The 15795-nt window shown below is 51.1% G+C and carries 14 protein-coding genes; 6 read left to right on the top strand and 8 right to left on the bottom strand.

What is annotated here, in order from left to right:
• Positions 1-78: 78 nt before the first annotated feature.
• The 3 genes from CBP31_RS06925 to CBP31_RS15890 all read right to left on the bottom strand — a co-directional run bounded on the left by CBP31_RS06925 (position 79) and on the right by CBP31_RS15890 (position 2699).
• Complete coding sequence (locus CBP31_RS06925) at positions 79-798, bottom strand: FtsZ/tubulin family protein (protein ID WP_087035767.1); 720 nt, start codon at positions 796-798, stop codon at positions 79-81.
• 469 nt (positions 799-1267) lie between these two features.
• Entirely contained in the window at positions 1268-1987 is a 720-nt protein-coding gene (locus CBP31_RS06920; RefSeq protein WP_087035765.1) for a hypothetical protein, read from the bottom strand.
• Between the two features lie 295 nt (positions 1988-2282).
• The gene (locus CBP31_RS15890) at positions 2283-2699 is read right to left on the bottom strand and encodes a LamB/YcsF family protein (protein WP_322348435.1); all 417 of its coding nucleotides are present in this window, start codon (positions 2697-2699) and stop codon (positions 2283-2285) included.
• 420 nt (positions 2700-3119) lie between these two features.
• Between CBP31_RS15890 and CBP31_RS06910 the strand changes: the two genes are divergently transcribed.
• The gene (locus CBP31_RS06910) at positions 3120-4661 is read left to right on the top strand and encodes a TerC family protein (RefSeq protein WP_087035763.1); all 1542 of its coding nucleotides are present in this window, start codon (positions 3120-3122) and stop codon (positions 4659-4661) included.
• A gap of 232 nt (positions 4662-4893) precedes the next feature.
• On the opposite strand, the gene CBP31_RS06905 is transcribed toward CBP31_RS06910, so the two are convergent.
• Both CBP31_RS06905 and CBP31_RS06900 read right to left on the bottom strand, forming a co-directional pair.
• On the bottom strand, positions 4894-5436 hold the full coding sequence (locus tag CBP31_RS06905) for a glutathione peroxidase (protein ID WP_087035761.1): 543 nt from the start codon (positions 5434-5436) through the stop codon (positions 4894-4896).
• Positions 5437-5583: 147 nt separating this feature from the next.
• A complete protein-coding gene (locus CBP31_RS06900; protein ID WP_087035759.1) occupies positions 5584-6651 on the bottom strand; it encodes a tartrate dehydrogenase in 1068 nt (355 codons plus the stop codon).
• Between the two features lie 102 nt (positions 6652-6753).
• On the opposite strand from CBP31_RS06900, the gene CBP31_RS06895 reads away from it, so the two are divergent.
• On the top strand, positions 6754-7698 hold the full coding sequence (locus CBP31_RS06895; RefSeq protein WP_087035757.1) for a LysR substrate-binding domain-containing protein: 945 nt from the start codon (positions 6754-6756) through the stop codon (positions 7696-7698).
• 360 nt (positions 7699-8058) lie between these two features.
• Here the strand turns inward: CBP31_RS06895 and CBP31_RS06890 are convergent, their stop codons facing one another.
• Together CBP31_RS06890 and zntB are read right to left on the bottom strand one after the other, a co-directional pair.
• A complete protein-coding gene (locus CBP31_RS06890) occupies positions 8059-9507 on the bottom strand; it encodes an NAD-dependent succinate-semialdehyde dehydrogenase (protein WP_087035755.1) in 1449 nt (482 codons plus the stop codon).
• A gap of 514 nt (positions 9508-10021) precedes the next feature.
• The gene (gene zntB, locus CBP31_RS06885) at positions 10022-10987 is read right to left on the bottom strand and encodes a zinc transporter ZntB (RefSeq protein ID WP_087035753.1); all 966 of its coding nucleotides are present in this window, start codon (positions 10985-10987) and stop codon (positions 10022-10024) included.
• A 125-nt stretch (positions 10988-11112) separates the two neighbouring features.
• Between zntB and CBP31_RS06880 the strand changes: the two genes are divergently transcribed.
• From CBP31_RS06880 to CBP31_RS06865, 4 genes are all read left to right on the top strand, one after another.
• A complete protein-coding gene (locus CBP31_RS06880; protein ID WP_087035751.1) occupies positions 11113-12918 on the top strand; it encodes an ABCB family ABC transporter ATP-binding protein/permease in 1806 nt (601 codons plus the stop codon).
• 104 nt (positions 12919-13022) lie between these two features.
• A complete protein-coding gene (locus tag CBP31_RS06875) occupies positions 13023-13697 on the top strand; it encodes a DUF3047 domain-containing protein (protein WP_087035749.1) in 675 nt (224 codons plus the stop codon).
• Positions 13698-13743: 46 nt separating this feature from the next.
• Complete coding sequence (locus CBP31_RS06870) at positions 13744-14175, top strand: DUF3465 domain-containing protein (RefSeq protein ID WP_087035746.1); 432 nt, start codon at positions 13744-13746, stop codon at positions 14173-14175.
• A gap of 33 nt (positions 14176-14208) precedes the next feature.
• Entirely contained in the window at positions 14209-14757 is a 549-nt protein-coding gene (locus tag CBP31_RS06865) for a DUF1415 domain-containing protein (protein ID WP_087035744.1), read from the top strand.
• A 52-nt stretch (positions 14758-14809) separates the two neighbouring features.
• Here CBP31_RS06865 and CBP31_RS06860 read toward each other — a convergent pair whose 3' ends face one another.
• Positions 14810-15757, bottom strand: coding sequence for a cation diffusion facilitator family transporter (locus tag CBP31_RS06860; RefSeq protein WP_087035742.1), 948 nt, complete (start codon positions 15755-15757; stop codon positions 14810-14812).
• Positions 15758-15795 lie beyond the last annotated feature (38 nt).

Here is a 15795-nt window from a genome sequence, read left to right as displayed (position 1 = left end):
TGTTAGCGCGTACGCCTCGCTCACACACTGAGGTTGGGTGAGGCGTGCCATCAGCCTTGGGTTCAATTTGGGCTCGAGCTATGGTCGTTTGGCTTCCTGCACCACAAAGCAGCCAACACGCATAAGCTCTCCCGAATGTGCGTTGCGGGTAGTAGGGGCGAGGTAACCATGGATGCTTTTATTAAGGTAGATGAAGTAGTCCCCGTACGCGGAAAAATCATCCCAAGTGAAGGTCATGAGATCTATAGTCAGTACACTAAGCACGGCTAGGCGGTTGTGTGGGAAGTAGTGATCGAAGGTGTCGCTCATATAGCTTCCTATATTGCCGGTGTCGAGGCAGGGCAAACTGGTGCCGCTGTGATAGTGGGAAATGCCTTGGCCCGAATTCAATACGGTGCGGATATCGTAGAGATCGGTGGCGATCAGCCCCTTTCGGGTGATCAGCTCGGTCAGGTCCCGTACCAGCAGTTTGAATTGGTCTCGGTGGGCCAGCACTAGGTGGTCGACTCGTTCGGTCAGCGCTGCCCGTTGTGCGGCGGAACTGTCGAAGGGCAGCACCGCCAGCCAAAATCCCCGCCTGTTTGCTCGGGCTAGGCGAGAAAGCTCCGCTTCGCTCGGTTCCAGCAGGATGACCACGGGGCTTTCATCGATCATGGCGTCGGTCAGGCCTTCCGCCTGCAGGCTGTCCCACTGCTGGATCCCGTTCAGTGCTAGGGGAGCCAAAGCAATGTGATGGGGGTTTGTCAGTAGGATGATGTACTCATCCCCGTCGGTGCTGAATAACGCTTGTTCTTGCATGGAATGCTCCTTGTAAAATGGGCCGTAATGTCGGCCTACCTCTAGAAGGGTTGAGCGACGATATCACCCTGTTTCGAACACAAGATGCAATAATAGCCTTATGAGTGGTTAAGTCGTCAAAAAAAACAGCTCACTTTGAGTCTTTTAATGTGGAGATCGCCCGCGGAAAGAGATGGATGCGAGGCAGTGTTGGATGATGGCCGGATAAAAGAACGACACCGGTTTTTTGTTTCCAGTCCCGTTTTTGTGCTTATGATATGCGGTCTGATTGCGGATCAAGCTGCCAAGGTTAGCTAAAAGCGGCGATCACGCTTTTATCGTCAAAGAAACGAAACTGAGCGCCCGGGCTGCCGATAATACGTTACTTTCCCGCTCGACTGAGGAACGAGGGTTGATCGAGATATAGCGGTGATTATTCGACGTCTGGGTCAGTCTTGAGCTCAGCCCTGGGCGCAATCTTGGGCTCGGGCTATGGTCGTTTGGCTTCCTGCACCACAAAGAAGCCAACACGCATAAGCTCTCCCGAATGTGCGCTGCGGCTAGTGGGGGCGAGCTGACCACGGATGGTTTTATTGAGGAAGATGAAATAGTCCATGTACACAGAAAAATCCTCCATAGTGGTGACCGTGAGATTTATAGTCAGTACGCCAAGGGCGCTGAGCCGGTCGTGTGGGAAGTGGTGATCGAAGGTGTCGCTTAGATAGCTTCCCATATTGCCGGTGTCGAGGCGGGGCAAACTGGTGCCGCTGTGATAGTGGGAAATGCCTTGGCCCGAATCCAATACGGTGCGGATATCGTTGAGATCGGTTACGATCAGCCCCGCTCGGGTGAGCAGCTCGGTCAGGTCCCGTACCAGCAGTTTGAATTGGTCTCTGTGGGCCAGCACTAGGTGGTCGACTCGTTCGTTCAGCGCTGCCCGTTGTGCGGCGGAGCTGTCGAAGGGCTGCACCGCCAGCCAAAATCCCCGCCTGTTTGCTCGGGCTAGGCGAGAAAGCTCCGCTTCGCTCGGTTCCAGCAGGATGACCACGGGGCTTTCATCGATCATGGTGTCGGTCAGGCCTTCCGCCTGCAGGCTGTCCCACTGCTGGATCCCGTTCAGTGCCAGGGGAGCCAAAGAAATGTGATGGGGGTTTGTCAGTAGGATGATGTACTCATCCCCGTCGGTGCTGAATAACGCTTGTTCTTGCATGGAATGCTCCTTGTGAAATAGGCAGTAATGTCGGCCTACCTCTAGAAGGGTTGAGCGACGATATCACCCCGTTTCGAACACAAGATGCAATAATAGCCTTGTGAGAGATTAAACCGTCAAGAAAAACAGCTCATTTTGAGTCTTAATATGTGGCGGTCGTCCGCCGAAGGAGATGGATGCGAGGCCGAATTGGGTTATGGGATGCTGGCCGGATAAAGGAACGACGCCGGTTTTTTTGCTAGTCCCGTTTTTGCACTTAGGATATGCGGTCTGATTGCGGATCAAGCTGCCAAGGTTAGGTAAAAGAGGCGATCACGCTTTTATCGTCAAAGAAACGAAGCTGAGTGCTCGGGATCAAGTCCAAGAGAGGATCGGCCTTATAGTCAGGTAAGGCGTAAGCGGGTAGCGTGCGTTCAAGTGGTATTTTTTCTGTCGCCGTATTTGAAAAAAGTAACTGATCACCTGCCGCCAGTTTGTAAGCGTCACCACGACGACCAAAGCCGACTAAATCTGGATAGGCCGGATGGGCGCCAATTTTTACTTGATGATCGTGAGCTAAGCGCACGGTGCGGCGCATGGTATCGGGGTCTGAGGCATGAAAGCCGCAGGCGATATTGGCCAAATCAATAAGGGGCAGCACGGCTTCATCTTGGCCCAATTGCCAAGCGCCGAAGCTCTCCCCCAGATCTGCATTTAGCAATAATTTTGCCATCCCGTTTCTCTCCATAAAAATATCATTGCAGCGCCGTTAACAATAACTCGCTATCTTACCTTGTGCACACCGGCTAAACATCCGTTGGCAAAGCGTGCGCAATAAAGACGCTCATAATGCGCCTTATTTACCTGAAGTCTGTGGCTGAAAATATTAAATAGTCTTGCCAGCCTCGTTTTTGTGCTTATGATATGCGTTCATTTTAACCAAGAGGTCCGGCCAAACACCGGTGTACCCTATGGATTGCTCGCGAAGTTGCTTGCACCACACTATTACCTTTTTATATTCCCGCCATTTGCTGCTGCCTTGGGCATGCGTCACTGCTTTTAAATTTATCTATCGTTCTGATACCTCTAACGGTGTCGGCATAACTGACGCTATTCGTTAGTTGTTCAACCAACAGTTGTTAAGAGGTTAATCATGGAATTTTTAATGGATCCGTCATTGTGGGTGGGTTTACTGACACTGATAGTGTTGGAAATTGTACTGGGTATCGACAACCTAGTCTTTATTGCCATCTTGGTGAAAAAACTGCCGCCCCATCAGCGCGACAAAGCCCGTATTATCGGCTTATCGCTGGCACTGATCATGCGCTTAGGCTTATTGAGCGTGGTGTCTTGGCTGGTGACGCTCACCGCGCCTGTGCTCACCTGGGGGAGCTTAAGTTTCTCCGGTCGAGACCTTATTTTGCTGGGCGGTGGTTTATTCTTGATCTTTAAAGCCACCACTGAGCTGCATGAGCGGCTAGAAGGCTCCACTCACGAAGATAGCGCCAGCGGCGTATACGCGGGCTTTGGCGTGGTGATTGCCCAGATATTAGTGCTGGATGCGGTATTCTCGCTCGACTCCATTATTACCGCAGTCGGCATGGTCGACAACTTAGCGGTCATGATGACGGCGGTGATTATCGCCATGGTGGTGATGCTGGCGGCATCTAAGTCGTTAACCGACTTTGTGAATGCGCACCCTACTGTGGTGGTGCTGTGCTTGAGCTTCTTGTTGATGATCGGCTTTAGCTTAGTGGCAGAAGCCTTTGGTTATCATATTCCAAAGGGCTATTTATATGCGGCTATCGGCTTCTCGATTTTAATCGAGTTTTTAAATCAATTAGCTAAGCGCAATGTTACCAAAGAAGCAGCGCGCCTACCGTTGCGTGAACGCACCACCATGGCGATTTTTAATCTGATGGGCGGCAAGCTAGCAGCAGAAGAGCACACAGAGCACTCGTCAAATACCAACCAAGAGCCGGGTTTTGCCGAAGAAGAGCGCAATATGATCAGCGGCGTGTTATCGCTGGCTGAGCGATCCACCCGCACCATAATGACGCCCCGCTCTGAAATAGCCTGGCTGGATATTGGTGATAGTCGCGAAGAGGTGTTGGCGGAGCTTATGGCTTCTTCTCATAGTCAGTTTCCGGTATGTGACGGCGAGCTAGATACCTTATTAGGCGTGGTGCGGGCTAAAGACTTAATGGCCGGCCTAAAAGAAGGTAAAACTCTCGCCGAGTTGGCTGAGGGCAACGACTCCATCATAGTGCCGGACAGCATCAGCGTGATCCGCTTACTAAACGTGCTGCGTGAAGCTCGCGGCAATCTGGTATTGGTTAACGATGAGTTTGGTACCATTCAAGGCTTAGTCACGCCCCATGATGTGCTAGAAGCCATAGTGGGTGAGTTTCTCGATGAAGATGAAGACCCAGAAGTGGTGGTAGAAGAGCAGGGCTGGTTGGTGAAGGGCAGTACGGATCTGCATTATTTAGAGCAGGTATTGTCTCGCCGCGGGCTGGTGGATCCAGACGATGACTATGCCACCTTGGCCGGCATGTTATTGGCGTGGAGTGGCCAGCTGCCGATTGAAGGTGCGATATTTGTCTACGAAGACTTACGATTTGAAGTCGTGGAAATCGATGAGTTTCGCATTGCCCAAGTGCGGATTTCGCCGCTTGTTAGCGCCAGCTCATAGCTTTTGATTAATACTGAGTATTAGCAAAACGGCGTCCAATTGGGCGCCGTTTTTTATGAACACGTTTAACGTACCCTGTAAAATTTTGCCTCACGCTCACGGGTTAGCTTGTTACATCAGAAGCAGGTTTTCGCGGCTAAAGCACGCGACTACATTCGTACACCGTGCCGAACTTGGTGCCACTGTTGTTTTGTTTAGCTGGACGCTCGGCGCTGTACTTCTGCCTCACGCCTCACAATACGGCTTCAATCGCGGCTTGCAGCTTAGGATCGTCCGGCTTGGTGAGGCTAGAGAATACCGCTGTCACTTGGCCTTGTTTATTCAGTACAAACTTATAAAAATTCCAGCGGGGCGCCTTGCCACTTTGGCGAGTAATCTCTTTAAAAATAGGGTGTGCATCTTGGCCGCGCACTTTAATGGGCTGGGCCATATCGAAGGTCACGCCAAAATTGACGAAACAGACTTCGGCCGCTTCAGCTTCATCCTTGGCTTCTTGCTTAAAGTCGTTAGAGGGAAAACCCACCACTTTTAAACCCTGCTCTTTGTAGCGCTGGTGCAGGGCTTCCAGCCCTTCAAACTGACCGGTAAAACCGCAAAAGCTGGCGGTATTAATCACTAACATAGGGTGGCCAGCAAATGGGCGCATATCGAGCATTTCACTGGAATGCAGTCGCGGCAGCTGATGGTCATATAAGGCGGCGGTATCTGGCTCGGCTGCCAGCGATGGCTGGCATAGGAATAAGCTACATAGGGCCGTCGGCAACAGTTTCTTCATGGATGTTTCCTTACATATTGAGCCGTTAATACAGAATAGACCCGAGCAGCCGATAAAAGCTTGCTCGGGCCTTGTGCTGTTACCAGCTTAACCGTCTATATGAGATCATCCCAGCTGTGTACGGCGGCGCTCATTACTGCAACTGACTTAATGTGACAGTATTAGGTCAGTAATGGCTTGGCCCAGCTGTTGAGTGTTGGCCGAGCCACCCATGTCGCGGGTGAGCGCATGGCCTTCGCGAATGGCGGTTTCTATGGCGGTCATAATAGTGTCGTGCATTTCAGGATGGCCTAAGTGCTGCATCATCATAGCCGCGGCCCAGATAGTACCAATAGGATTAGCAATGTTTTGACCGGCGATATCCGGAGCCGAGCCGTGTACGGGCTCGAACATGGAGGGCAGATCTTTCTCTGGGTTGATGTTAGCCGAGGGCGCAATCGCTATGGTGCCGGTGCAGGCAGGGCCTAGGTCCGACAAAATATCGCCGAATAGGTTAGAGCCAACAATGACATCGTAAAACTCGGGCATTCTTACCAAGTTAGCAGTGAAGATATCAATATGGAATTGATCAACTTTCACTTCTGGATAATGTTCAGCCATGGCGGCCACGCGGCTGTCCCAGTAAGGCATAGAGTGGAACAGACCATTGGATTTAGTGGCGGAACTCACGTGCTTTTTGTCACGAGTCTGGGCCAGTTCAAAAGCATACTTCAAGATGCGGTCGGTACCCTTGCGGGTAAACACGCTCTGTTGTAACACCACTTCGTCATCTGTGCCTTCGTATTGAATGCCGCCGATCGCCGAGTACTCGCCCTCTACGTTTTCGCGCACCACGTAAAAGTCGATATCGCCGGGCTTCTTGTTGGCTAGTGGCGACTGTAAGCCTTCGAACAAACGCACTGGGCGCAAGTTAACGTATTGATTAAAGGCGCGGCGAATGGGTAACAGCAAGCCCCACAGAGAAATGTGATCCGGTACGCCAGGAAAGCCCACCGCACCGAGAAAAATAGAGTCGAACGCCTTGAGCTGCTCCAAGCCGTCTTCTGGCATCATGCGGCCGGTTTTATGATAGGTTTCGCAGGACCAATCAAAATGCGTGAAACTCAGCTCAATGCCGTGTTTTTCTGCGGCGGCTTGCAGCACTTTTAAACCTTCGGGGATGACTTCCTTGCCGATACCGTCACCGGGAATTACTGCGATATTAAACTGTGACATATTTGTAACCTCAGGTTGTGTGAAGTGAGAACTTAGACACCTAGTTTATGCCAGCCTCTGATAAGGTGTAGTCACAAAGTGTAATCTCTGAGTTTACAAATTATGGATAAGTTGCCCGCGCTGGAAGACATTAAGGTATTTGTAACCGCCGCTCGACTAATGAGTTTTGCTCGGGCCGCAGATCAGCTGCAGGTATCTCCCGCCTATATCTCTAAGCGCATCAAGCTGCTGGAAAAAAACGTCAACGTGGCGCTTTTTTTTCGTTCGGCACGGGCTATTAGCTTAACGCCAGAAGGGGAAATAGTGCTGCGCACCGGTGAGCAGTTATTGCAGGGCATAGAGACCATGACCGGTGAGCTGAGAGCCTCGCGAGAAGAGATCCGCGGTGTGCTGCGCATCAGTTGCAGCACCGGATTTGGTAGCGAATATCTCAATCCGTTTATTTTGTCGTTGCGCGCCGACTATCCGCTGTTGGATATCGATCTGACGCTGGCGGACCGCGCGGTAGATATCATTAGTGAAAACATGGATCTGGATATCTGCATCGGAGGGGCCATTCCCGAACAATATATAGCACGCCACCTTGGCGAAAATATCCGGATATTTTGTGCCGCCCCTGCTTACTTAGAACAGCACGGCTGGCCCGAACATCCGCGGGAGCTGGAGCAGCAGCATACTTGCATTACCATTCGCGAGCGTAATCAGGCTCCTGCCTCTTGGAAAGTGTCCCGAGCCGGTGAAGTGCTCACAGTGTCACCGAACAGTCGCTTGAGCGTGAATAATGGCGATGTAGCCAAACAATGGTGTGTGAACGGGGAGGGTATACTGCTGCGCTCGCTGTGGAGCGTGCAGCACGAATTGGAGCAAGGGCAACTGGTACAAGTGCTACCCGAGTGGCAGCAAGTGGCCGATGTTTATGCGGTATATTCGCGCAGTATCAAAAACAGCGCTAACTTGCGCGTTTTCATCGAAAATTTAGAGCCATATCTGGCACAACGATTACCCCACCAAGCGCAGACTGAATCGATAAAGGTAAATAAAAAATGACGGGCCTCCTTTTGGGAGTTGGACAAATTGGGAGGTGGACAAAATTTGGCGAGTATACCAATCCGTCCACGGAGAGTTGAGGGATAGCTAACTAAAGTAGGCTTCTACAAAAAGCGTGTGTTGTAGGCCACCCGCATCTTCAGTGAAGATGACTTCGGTGGTCCTGCGAAGCAGGATGGTTTTAATAACAAAACCCAAACCGTGCCGATACTCTTTACCTACCAACAAGGTGGGCACACTACAAAAAACCATCACATTAAATCCAGCTGTTAGGCTGACCAAACAATTAATACGATTGGTATCACCCCTCATCTTGTAGGAAGTTTTTGCTGGCGCCCAACCGCATTATTTCCTATTAGATCAGGCGATATCAACGCACAGGTATTTTACGGTCAGGTAGTCTTCGATTCCATAATGGGAACCTTCCTTACCCAAACCCGATTGCTTAACCCCACCAAATGGCGCCACTTCGTTGGAGATCATGCCGGTATTGATGCCAACCATGCCGCTTTCCAGCTTTTCTGCCACACGATAAACTCGGCTTATATCCTGCGAGAAGAAGTAAGCCGCCAAGCCAAAGATGGTGTTGTTGGCCTGAGTGAGTACGTCTTCTTCGTCTTGAAAGCGGATTAGGGTGGCAATAGGGCCGAAAATTTCTTCGTGCACTATGTCCATGGAATCGTTCACATCCACTAAAATCTTAGGATTGATGTAATTCCCTTGTTCTTCGACTTCATTACCCAGCACCAGCTGACGTGCACCTTTAGCCAGCGCGTCGTCGAGTAGCAATTGCATGCTATCTATGGCACGACGGGTGATCATGGGGCCAATATCGGTATTCTGGTCTAGGCCATTACCGACACACAGCTTAGCGACTTGAGCGGTAAATTTTTCGAGAAATTCGTCATAAACAGCGTCATGGATATAGAAGCGGTTAGCGCACACACAAGTCTGGCCACCGTTGCGAAATTTAGACAGCATGGCGCTGGCCACCGCTTTGTCGATATCCGCATCATCAAACACGATAAAGGGCGCGTTGCCGCCGAGCTCCAGTGAGGTTTTCTTGATGGTGGACGCGCACTGTTCATACAGGGTGCGGCCCACTTGGGTGGAGCCGGTGAAAGAAAACTTGCTGATTAATGGATGCTGGGTCAAGGGTACACCCAAGGTACGGGCGTCGCCGGTGATCACGTTAAAGATGCCAGCGGGAATGCCCGCTTGTGCTGCCAGCTCTGCCAGTGCCAGTGCGCTAAAGGGCGTTTCTGAGGCCGGCTTAATAATAATGCTGCAACCCGCCGCCAGTGCAGGGCCGGCCTTACGAGTGATCATGGCTGCTGGGAAATTCCAAGGCGTAATGGCGCTACACACGCCGATTGGCTGGGTGATGGTAGACAGGCGATTGGTGCTTACGGTTTGCGGGATGGTTTCACCGTAAACGCGCTTGCCTTCCTCGGCGAACCACTCGATGAAAGAAGCGGCATAGCGGATTTCTCCTTTAGCTTCTTGCAGCGGTTTACCCTGCTCTAGCGTCATTATGGTGCCTAAATCGTCGACGTTCGCTTCAATTAATGTAAACCAGCGATAAAGAATCTTGGATCTTTCTTTGGCGGTGAGGGCACTCCAACCGGCCATAGCCTCATGGGCTTGCTCTATGGTGTCGTTCACCTGTGCTTCTGTCAGGCTGGGTACAGTACCCAACACTGACTGATCGACCGGATTGGTAACGGTAAGACTTTGCTCTCCATCCACCCACTGGCCGTTGATATAGCATGACTGGCGAAACAAAGCCGGATTGCTGAGGGTATTCATAACAGTTATCTCCTGATCATATTCATACGATAAAAAATGGCAGCCTAAATAGACCTTGATCAACAGCTGAGGGAGCTCCCTCATGTTCGCTAATAGCACTACTCTCAAGGCAAAATATGACTCGCCTTTAACCGAGATAAGCGCGGAATGGCAGGCCTTGTTACCCAATTGTCAGATCGACGTCGTCATTCATTACATCATGCTATTCACATGGCTCAGCACAGCCTTGCTCTCGATATAAATCCGATACAAGCCATGAGTTTTCGCCCATGCTAGTTGAATCGGTTGGTTCAGACCAATGTAATTTTACAAACATTTAACCTAGCTAACACTTTTATACTCATATCGTTATAAAAATCCTGAAATTTTTGGATGGTTTTTTATGTAGATTGAGCCTGTCGTTCGTAGTCGGTCACTGCTTGGCGTTTTGTTAACGTATGGTGTGCTACCTGAGTGGTTGGCTACTCATTTAGTCCTTATGGTATGTATCTGCAAATGGATAAATATCATGCCCCTACCACCAGCTCCTGAGCTTTAGCCATATGGCCAACAGCAAAGCTAAGCCGGTTAATACGCCACAAAAAGTCCAAAAGGCCAGCGGATTGTCGGCGCCGGGCATACCGGCTAAGTTAATGCCAAATAAGCCGGTGAGAAAGCTGGCAGGCAAAAACAACAGCGCCATAATCGACATTTGATAGGCGCGGCGGTTGGTGGCGGCGGCCATGATGTTGTTGACCTCGTCGGCCAACACGGCAGTACGCGCCACCCCTGCGTCTAAGTCGTCCAGCCAGCGACGCAGTCGGTCGGCAATATCCAGTAAACGGCGGCGATCGTCGTCATTTAACCAACTTATCTTCTCGCTGGCCAAGCGTGCTACCAAGTCCCGCTGGGGAGAAAGATAACGGCGGATCATAATCAGCTGCTTGCGGATACGGCCCAGCTGACCACTGGCGGGCATGGTATTTTCGAGCACCGATTCTTCGAGGCTCAATATTCTATCGTGTAGCGTTTCGACAAACTCTCCGGCGCGATCGGTCAGGGCATCGCATATTTCCACCAGCCAATCGCTGGGGCTCACGGGGCCATCTTGGGTGGCGAATTGCTCAAAAACATCTCTTTCCGATAACAATGGCCGACATCGGCTGCTAATAATCAACTGCGGGCTAATAAAGATCCGCAGCGCCACCATTTCTTCTGGTCGGTTGTGCTCGTTATGGTTGATACCGCGCAAAATCAGCAACAAACTTTCGCCCTGGCGTATCAGCTTGGGTCTATTACTTTGGCCGAGCAAGGCCTCGCGGGCGCTCTCGCTGAGCAAGCTAGTCTGTTGCAACCATTGTTGGGCTTGTGGCTGCCCGTAGTCTAGGTGCACCCAAGCGGGGGACTCTGTGAGTAACTCTGCGCCTGCAGCCAAATGCTGCATGCCGCCATGGCCGTCCAACTGTAGGCTATAGATGGTGTTCTCTGGCACCCGTTCCATGGTTTGTCCTTTTATCACGCTGATATCTCAGCTTACACTAAAGTGGTTTCAACTGAAGCATGCCACTCTGTGGGGCTGGACGAGGTATCATCAGCCTATGATGATTCTTTTACTCAGGCAGATTTATGCGACACGGCTCTTTTAATCCCGAGGCGGATGACACTCAGTTTAATTGGCAAACTTTGCGCACCTTGTTGCCCTATTTATTAGAGTATCGGTTGCGTATTGTGCTGGCGCTGGCCTGTTTAGTGGCTGCCAAAGTCGCCAGTGTGGGCCTGCCGTTTATTCTTAAGCATATTGTCGATGCTATGGATAAAGGCGTGGCCAGCGAAGGCGTGGCTAAAATATTGGTCTTACCCTTAGGATTATTGCTGGCCTATGGCGTAATGCGCTTGGCTAACGTGTTGCTAGGAGAGATCCGCGATGCGCTGTTTGGCCGCGTTACCGAACGCGCCATGCGCCGCATTGGGCTGGCGGTGTTTAAACATTTACACCGTTTAGAGCTGGATTTTCACCTTAATCGTAATACCGGCGGTTTGTCTCGCGACGTAGAACGGGGCGTGTCGGGCGTCAGTTTCTTGCTGCGTTTTATGGTGTTTAACATAGTGCCGACGCTGTTTGAAATTGCCTTAGTGATTGGCGTGTTGCTGGTTAATTATTCCATCTGGTTTGCGCTGGTGACCTTTGTGGCCGTGGTCTTGTATATCGGCTGGTCGGTGGTGGCCACCGATTGGCGCACCGGTTATGTGCGGGCGGCCAATCTTGCCGACTCGCAAAGCAATACCCGCGCCGTAGACAGCCTGCTTAACTTTGAAACCGTAAAATATTTTACTAACGAGCGTTATGAAGCCGAGCGCTACGATACGGATCTTGCCCAGTGGGAAGTGGCGCGGCGTAATAACCGCTTAAGCTTGTTTGCGCTTAATGGCGGTCAGGCGCTGATTATTGCCGTGGCCATGACCATCATGATGATCTTGGCTGGAAAAAATGTGGTGGCCGGCACCATGACGCTGGGTGATTTTGTATTAATTAATGCCTTTATGATGCAGCTATTTATGCCGCTTAATTTCTTAGGCTTTGTGTATCGAGAAATGAAAAGCTCCATGGCCAATGTGGAGCGCATGTTCGCCTTGTTACGCCGAGATCCCACTATTAATGATGCGCCGCAGGCTACTGAGCTGGCCATTAGCCAAGGTGCCATTGAGTTTAAAGATGTGAGCTTTGGTTATGGGCCAGAGCGGACTATTTTGCAGCAAGTGAGCTTTAGCGTGCGCGCTCAGCAAAAGGTGGCGGTAGTGGGGGCCAGTGGCTCGGGCAAGTCGACGCTGGTAAAATTACTGTTTCGTTTTTATGACGTAAACAACGGTAGCATCTTAATTGATGGTCAAGATATTCGCCACGTCACCCAAGGCTCATTACGCCAAGCCATTGGCATAGTGCCGCAAGATACGGTGCTATTTAACGCCTCCATTTTTGACAATATTCGCTATGGCCGCATTAGCGCTACCGACGAAGAAGTAATGGAAGCCATTCGCTTGGCTCATTTAGCGGACTTTATTGCGCGTTTGCCACAAGGCGCCAACACGCTAGTGGGTGAGCGCGGCCTTAAACTCAGTGGCGGTGAAAAACAGCGGGTAGCGATCGCGCGCACCATTCTGAAGCGGCCCGCTATCTTGGTATTTGATGAAGCCACCTCGTCCCTCGACAGTCGCTCAGAGCAAAGCATACTGCAGGCCATTGCCGAGGTATCGCGTGGGCAAACCAGTCTAGTGATTGCCCACCGTTTGTCGACGGTGGTTGATGCAGACCATATTTTAGTGATGGACCACGGTCGCATCGTGGAGCAAGGTAATCATGAAGTGCTGTTAGCCAAACAAGGGCGGTATGCGCAGTTGTGGCATATTCAACGGCAACAGCAGGCACCAGAATGAGGCCGTTCGCGTGCTGGCCCCCGGTGTTTTTTAGTCGAAGTTAAGCAAGGTATCCTAATGCGGATGCCTATACTGACTAAAGATTCACGGTTTAGGATGCCATTATGCTTACTCGTACCTTATGTGCAGCCACTTTATATACAGCCACCTTATATACAGCTATTTTGGGCTGCTTGTTCTGGGCGTTATCTGCTCCGGTCTTCGCCTTGGCGTTTTCTCCGGCGGTCATGCTGGGCTGGGAGCCCAAAAGCTTTGCCGGCGATACCGAATATCGGCTGGTGCTTGATCCCCAACTGCAGCAGCAAGTGATACGGGCCAGTAGCCGAGCGGCGGCGTCGGGTCTTTTCTATGAGCAACGGATCGATCTGGATGCGACTCCTTGGCTCAGCTGGCGCTGGCGAGTAGAGCAATTTCCGACTGTAGCCAATGAGCGCGATAAGGCGGGGGATGATTTCTCGGTGCGAGTCTATGTGGTAGTTCGCGACGGCTGGACCCGACTGAGCAGCAAGGCTATCAGCTACGTTTGGGCGCAGCAGGCGGAGGTGGGGCAGGCTTGGGAGAATCCCTTCGCCGGCGATAAGGCGATGATGTGGGCGCTGCGTAATCGCCAAGATGGTGATGGCTGGGTCAATGAAAAACGCAATATTAAGGCGGATTTGCGGCGGCTGTTCGGCAAAGACTTTCGTTATCTTGAAGCCGTCGCCATTATGAGTGACGCCGATAACAGCAAGAGCAGTGCTATCGGTTATTATACGAGTCTGGTTTTTACCCGCGACTAACACTACCCCCAGTGACGAGATTGAAAGTAATGAGGTTGCAACACCGATGAAAAAAATCCTGATTACTCTGCTAGTAGGCTTCGGCCTGATCGGCGGCCTGAGTCAAAATTCGCCGCTTTTTACTTTGTTATCGACGACGCAAGCCGCCCACGATCCACTGCTGCTAGCCTATCAAAACCGGCAGAGCGATGTGCAAGTCGAGGGCCGCGGCCGAGTAGTTCGTCTGCTAAAGGATGACAATAAGGGCTCCCGCCATCAGCGATTTTTGCTGGCCTTGCCGAGCGGTCAAACTTTGCTTATTGCTCATAATATTGATTTGGCACCACGGATCGACACCCTGAAAGTAGGCGATACGGTGGCGTTTTACGGCGAGTATGAATGGAATAACAAAGGCGGTGTGGTGCACTGGACTCATCACGACCCTAAAGGACGTCACCCAGGCGGCTGGCTGAAACACAATGGCAAACGGTATCAATAGCCTGCCATTGGATATTTAAAAGAGCACTCAATCATGTCAGAACAAGAGCAGTACCTAGCACACACCGAGCACTGGGTGAAGCAGGTCATTATGAAGTTTAATCTCTGCCCCTTTGCCCGCCGAGAGGTGGAACGCGCCAGCATTCGCTATGCAGTGGTTGAAGAGCATAAACCGAAAGCGGTGTTGCCGGCGCTATTAGCCGAGTGTGCTTTGCTCGACGAGCAGCCGGCAGTAGAAACTACTTTAGTAATTTTACCGCGGGGTTTTGAAGGCTTTTATGCGTATTTAGACTTAGTCGATTTGGCAGAAGATATGCTGCTAGAGCAAGGCTACGAGGGTAAATATCAGCTGGCCAGTTTTCACCCAGACTATTGCTTCGAAGGTGAACCTCAAGACGATGCGGCCAATTATACTAATCGCTCGCCTTACCCCACGCTGCACCTGATCCGTGAAGCCAGCATGGAGCAGGTGCTGGCCGACTATCCAAATCCGCATACTATCCCTGAGCGTAATGTGGAGTTTGCGCGGCGCAAAGGCAGCGATTTTTTCGTCAAATTACTGGCTAGCTGTACTAAATCGTAGCAACAAGCCGTAGCAGGCAGGCTGCGCGGCTTGGCACTCGGTTTTAATGCCGTTAATGCTGATGAAAGTCTTGGCGCTGGGTACTTTGTAAGAACTGATGAGTATCCTTATCGGCCATGTCACAAGGCTCGCGCTCACATTGCAATGTGACATGATGCAATTGATGTTCATGGGCCAAGAGCTCTCGCGCGGCCTGCAATACTTGCTGAAGATCTAACTCTGGTATCACCAAGTGTGCCGTTAAGCTCGCTTTGCCACTGGTTAGCGCCCACACATGCAAGTCATGTACTTCTTGCACGCCGTCAAGCCGGCTTAAATCGGCATTAATCTGGTCTAAATCTACATTAGCGGGCACGCCTTCCAGCAAAATATGCAGGCTATCGCGCAGTAAAATCCAAGTACGTGGCAGCACCCAAAAACCAATGGCCACCGCAATCACCGAGTCCACCCACTGCCAACCCGTCACCATAATCACCAAAGCACCTATGATGACGCCCACGGATCCCAGCGCATCACTCAGCACTTCTAGATAAGCGCCTTTTATATTTAAGCTTTCTTTTTGACCGCCTACCAATAAATACATGGCCAGCAAATTAATGCCTAACCCCACAACGGCAATGGCCAGCATGCCCGCCGATTGCACTTCTGCAGGTTGTTGAATACGCAACCAAGCTTCATACACAATATAAAATGCCACTCCAAACAGCAGTAAGGCATTAAAGGCCGCCGCTAAAATCTCGAACCTATGATAACCAAAGGTACGTTTTTGATCGGCAGGGCGCTTGGCAACTTGAATAGCTGCAAGGGCAATGGCCAGCGCTGCGGTATCGGTAAACATATGCGCCGCATCAGATAATAAGGCCAAACTTTGGGTAAGCAGGCCACCAATCACTTCAATAATTAAAAAGGTACTGGTTAAGCCCAATGCCCACCACAGCCGCTTACTGTGATTTTGAGCGGGGATGGCGTGATGATGCGAGTGCGGACTTCGGTCAGTCATAAGGCATCCTTATGGTGATGAGCAGTAAGGCCGGTGGC

Source organism: Oceanisphaera profunda, from assembly GCF_002157895.1.
In the GTDB taxonomy this organism is placed as follows: domain Bacteria; phylum Pseudomonadota; class Gammaproteobacteria; order Enterobacterales; family Aeromonadaceae; genus Oceanimonas; species Oceanimonas profunda.
The sequence above is the reverse complement of the archived record's forward strand: the minus strand, read 5'-3'. Positions and strand labels throughout refer to the sequence as shown.

Coding starts and splice junctions, on each gene's coding strand:
- CBP31_RS06925 (WP_087035767.1), bottom strand. CDS start 798: ATGCAAGAACAAGCGTTATTCAGCACCGACGGGGATGAGTACATCATC.
- CBP31_RS06920 (WP_087035765.1), bottom strand. CDS start 1,987: ATGCAAGAACAAGCGTTATTCAGCACCGACGGGGATGAGTACATCATC.
- CBP31_RS15890 (WP_322348435.1), bottom strand. CDS start 2,699: ATGGCAAAATTATTGCTAAATGCAGATCTGGGGGAGAGCTTCGGCGCT.
- CBP31_RS06910 (WP_087035763.1), top strand. CDS start 3,120: ATGGAATTTTTAATGGATCCGTCATTGTGGGTGGGTTTACTGACACTG.
- CBP31_RS06905 (WP_087035761.1), bottom strand. CDS start 5,436: ATGAAGAAACTGTTGCCGACGGCCCTATGTAGCTTATTCCTATGCCAG.
- CBP31_RS06900 (WP_087035759.1), bottom strand. CDS start 6,651: ATGTCACAGTTTAATATCGCAGTAATTCCCGGTGACGGTATCGGCAAG.
- CBP31_RS06895 (WP_087035757.1), top strand. CDS start 6,754: ATGGATAAGTTGCCCGCGCTGGAAGACATTAAGGTATTTGTAACCGCC.
- CBP31_RS06890 (WP_087035755.1), bottom strand. CDS start 9,507: ATGAATACCCTCAGCAATCCGGCTTTGTTTCGCCAGTCATGCTATATC.
- zntB (WP_087035753.1), bottom strand. CDS start 10,987: ATGGAACGGGTGCCAGAGAACACCATCTATAGCCTACAGTTGGACGGC.
- CBP31_RS06880 (WP_087035751.1), top strand. CDS start 11,113: ATGCGACACGGCTCTTTTAATCCCGAGGCGGATGACACTCAGTTTAAT.
- CBP31_RS06875 (WP_087035749.1), top strand. CDS start 13,023: ATGCTTACTCGTACCTTATGTGCAGCCACTTTATATACAGCCACCTTA.
- CBP31_RS06870 (WP_087035746.1), top strand. CDS start 13,744: ATGAAAAAAATCCTGATTACTCTGCTAGTAGGCTTCGGCCTGATCGGC.
- CBP31_RS06865 (WP_087035744.1), top strand. CDS start 14,209: ATGTCAGAACAAGAGCAGTACCTAGCACACACCGAGCACTGGGTGAAG.
- CBP31_RS06860 (WP_087035742.1), bottom strand. CDS start 15,757: ATGACTGACCGAAGTCCGCACTCGCATCATCACGCCATCCCCGCTCAA.